This is a genomic window from Pseudoalteromonas sp. APC 3224 (assembly GCF_030407535.1).
Taxonomy (GTDB): Bacteria; Pseudomonadota; Gammaproteobacteria; order Enterobacterales; family Alteromonadaceae; genus Pseudoalteromonas.
On the sequence record NZ_JASDDF010000071.1, the window covers coordinates 1 to 3,353 of the forward strand.

Consider the following 3,353-nt stretch of genomic DNA (forward strand, 5'->3'; position numbering starts at 1 on the left):
CTGTATAAGAAATAAAACGCCGTCGGTTGGCTTTACTTTATAAAAACATTAATTGAAAAGAGTTATTCTGATACAAAATTTAAGTAAAACTGACTTAAAATACATGGATTAATATTTGAAGAATTATAAGCACCCAATGTTGTTTGAAGTATAAGTTGACATAGGCACATTCGATTTCATTGAGCTACAACGGCACAATTGAAGTGTAACTTGGCATAATATTGAAGCTTATAATGGCATAAAGTAACCAAATATAAGCTCTATAAAGGCAATCTCATAAAAATACTGCCAAGTTTAATTGGCTGCTATGTGCCATGAGCGGATAAAAAGTGAATTTGAAAGCCTGTTGGGTGGCGCCTTCGGCTTAACCAACCTACATTTTGACGTAGGTCGAATAAGTGGCGGAGCCACGCCATCCGACAAAAATGATGAATTTACCAGAAGCAAACTAATTTACCACGTTAGCGATATACATAACTGCTTTATACTGAAAGTTAAACCACTCTATACCGACTATTGACTGAGTGCTATTTGAGGACATTGATAATGCCCTGCTTAGGGGTGAGCAACGCAATACAGATCCCGCCGCGTACTACCTTAATCACTAAATTCAACGCATAGTAAATACGCCACGCGTTGCGAACCCTTCTTGAGCAGTTTGTTATATGCCTTTAATCCCATACTCTCGTTGCATTGCATCATGAGTCATAACAATACATTCTTGATCTCTAAATCCTTCTTTGTAACTAATCACGAAGAATTTTTCTTGTGTAAACCAGTCTTGGACATGCCCTGCCTGAGATGGATAATGCTCAATAAATTTGACGTTTTCAAAAGCTAAACTATGTTGTTCAGATTCGTTGTAATACTCAATAATATGATTTTTTGCATCATTCAAACTCGGACCGATTTTGGGCCCCAACCACATCAAAGCCGATAATTCATCATTTATATTACCTGCTGTATTCATTCCATTCGATAAACTTTGTTGTAGCTTTGATAAAACACCCATTAAGTCGTAGGATGTAATTTTCTTGATAACGTCTTGCTCTTCAGATTTTATTGAAGCTAGAATATCTTGAGACATAAAATAACTGTATATACCTTCCGAAGCATTAACAACCGAAATACCATTCCAGCCTACCTGCTGCGAAGCCATTAAAATTGGTGGTTTCTTAAATGCTGGATCTGTCCATAACCTAAGCCTAAATATGAGTTCTTGAGGACTTTTATATTGGTTTATAGAATCGTATCTTAATTTCACTTATTACTCCCTTTGTAGTACTCTGTATAGTTAATTGGTATATAACGCCCTCATAAGCTGCGGAACGTGTTGGACGCTTTTTTGCGTCATTTTCTTTCTAAGCAAAAAATCGCACGATGTGTGACGTCAGATTTAATGCGTTTGTTATATCGCTAGTCTTCTGTGTGAATATGCTGAACAGATTTTTGATAGTTTGTTACCGCAACATCAAGTTCGTTAATATCAGCCCAAGCAATGGCACCACTTGGTAGCTTAACGCCGTCCTTTTCCAAAATCGCATCTAGCAACTGCTTAATTTTGGAATACATATCTGGATCTGTTTTGATATTATTAATACAGTTTTCAGGTTTATCATTTGCAACTGTTTCTGAAAAGTAAGCCTCTTCAAAGTTAACTATTGATGCTACCACTTTTGATTCAGGTTGCATCTGAGCTTGTATTTTCCCATTATTTGTCCACGCTGGATTATTCATTTCAAACACATCGTATGCAATGCAACCATCTTTGCTTTTCTCTTTATTTCTTCGTTTCGACATACATTTTTGTGTATCTGTATCATGTAAAACGAAGTACTGACCTTTAAAGTGATTTAACACTTTCATCATTGACGCTACAGTTACTTTACCTCTAGCTCTTACAATATTAAGATCATGATATTCAAAATTATCATTAGAGGTTTCTTTATCTTTAATGTAACCAAATGCTGAATATTCAGTATCACCTTCAACAACTAGGACTCTCCCCCCAAAGAAAGCTTGCGAAATATGAGAGTCAAATAAATTTGTTAACTTCAAATTTTCTTTGTCGTCATCATCTAAACTCGCATCTTCTGGTCTATATAGAGTGGTTGTTTTTATGTTTCGGTGCTCATTTTTCTCAACCCTAATGACCGTTGTATGGTCTTTACTAAGATCAATAAAGTTTGGTGAATGTGTAGCTATCATTACTTGCCAATTATCACTTTCTGGTAACGAATACAGAACATCTCTGGCACTATCTATTGCAGTTGGGTGTAAGCTTACTTCTGGTTCATCCAACAATAATACGTGAGACGTATTATTTCCCAATTTTTCATGCTGAGATTTTGCCGACTTAGATGTTGTATTTTTAGCTTTAATGCCATTATCAGCTAAAAGTTTGAGAATAGTCCACAAAGCAGTTCTTCGACTTCCGCTTCCTTGTTTATTCAGAGGAAATTTTTCGCCACCTATCGCCCCCATTTGAACGTCGAACTCATCTCCTAGCAAATCCACTTTGATAGTAGAATTGCTCTCAGGAGCTAGAATTGATAATTCATGGTTTGGAAATATTTTTCCGATTATTTCGTTTGCAGTTGCCTCTAAATTTTGAACACTTTGATTTTGAGTTACCTTTGTATCTTTTCGTAGCTTGTCCAAAGAATCTAATACCTTTTCATAAACAGTCTTTTCATCAGCATCATTTTCTTTGTACTGTTTAATTCCTTCATCTAGTAAACTTTTCAAAAGTGATTTAATTGCTCTCGCTTGAATTTCTGGGTCATCAAATGTGCTTACCCTATGAGGTTTCGGTCTTTTAGATTTAGCCTTGTTATTCATACCCCAAGGCATAGTTTCATCATCACCTTTTTGAGCATAGCGGCCTAAGTTCACATTAAACCCTACACGTACGGGCTCAACATTGATTCCATTCCAAGTCCATTTTTCTCTTACAAGTAACATCCCATCATCTTGTTCCAAGCACCACTCATCACCAGGTTTCGTTTCATCAGTTGCTAAAGAATAAACCTCAACTTCCGGAAAAGATTCAGGTGTAACTTGTTTATTGTGGAAATCATCTTGTTCTAATTTCAAGCAATCTGTAACGACTTCAAAAGCTCTCAAAATAGTACTTTTACCAGCATTATTAGCACCAACTAAAACAACTATCTTATCAATATCTACAGTTACTTCATTAGCTCCTATACAACCAAAGTTTTTGATTATTAATTTCTTGATTTTTGGAATCATCTTAAATCCTTTTGAGTAACATTTTCTAAATTAACTTAATTAGAAAAAATATTATCGAGATCTTCGTCAATATAAACACCCGTTAATCCATTATCTTCTAC

At 35.4% G+C, this 3,353-nt stretch carries 2 protein-coding genes; both read right to left on the reverse strand.

Annotation, left to right across the window (positions count from 1 at the left end):
* Window positions 1-661: 661 nt before the first annotated feature.
* Complete coding sequence (locus QL989_RS19055) at window positions 662-1,264, reverse strand: hypothetical protein (RefSeq protein WP_290171710.1); 603 nt, start codon at window positions 1,262-1,264, stop codon at window positions 662-664.
* A gap of 152 nt (window positions 1,265-1,416) precedes the next feature.
* Window positions 1,417-3,252, reverse strand: a complete 1,836-nt coding sequence (locus tag QL989_RS19060) for an AAA family ATPase (RefSeq protein WP_013465395.1) — start codon at window positions 3,250-3,252, stop codon at window positions 1,417-1,419.
* Window positions 3,253-3,353: the final 101 nt, after the last annotated feature.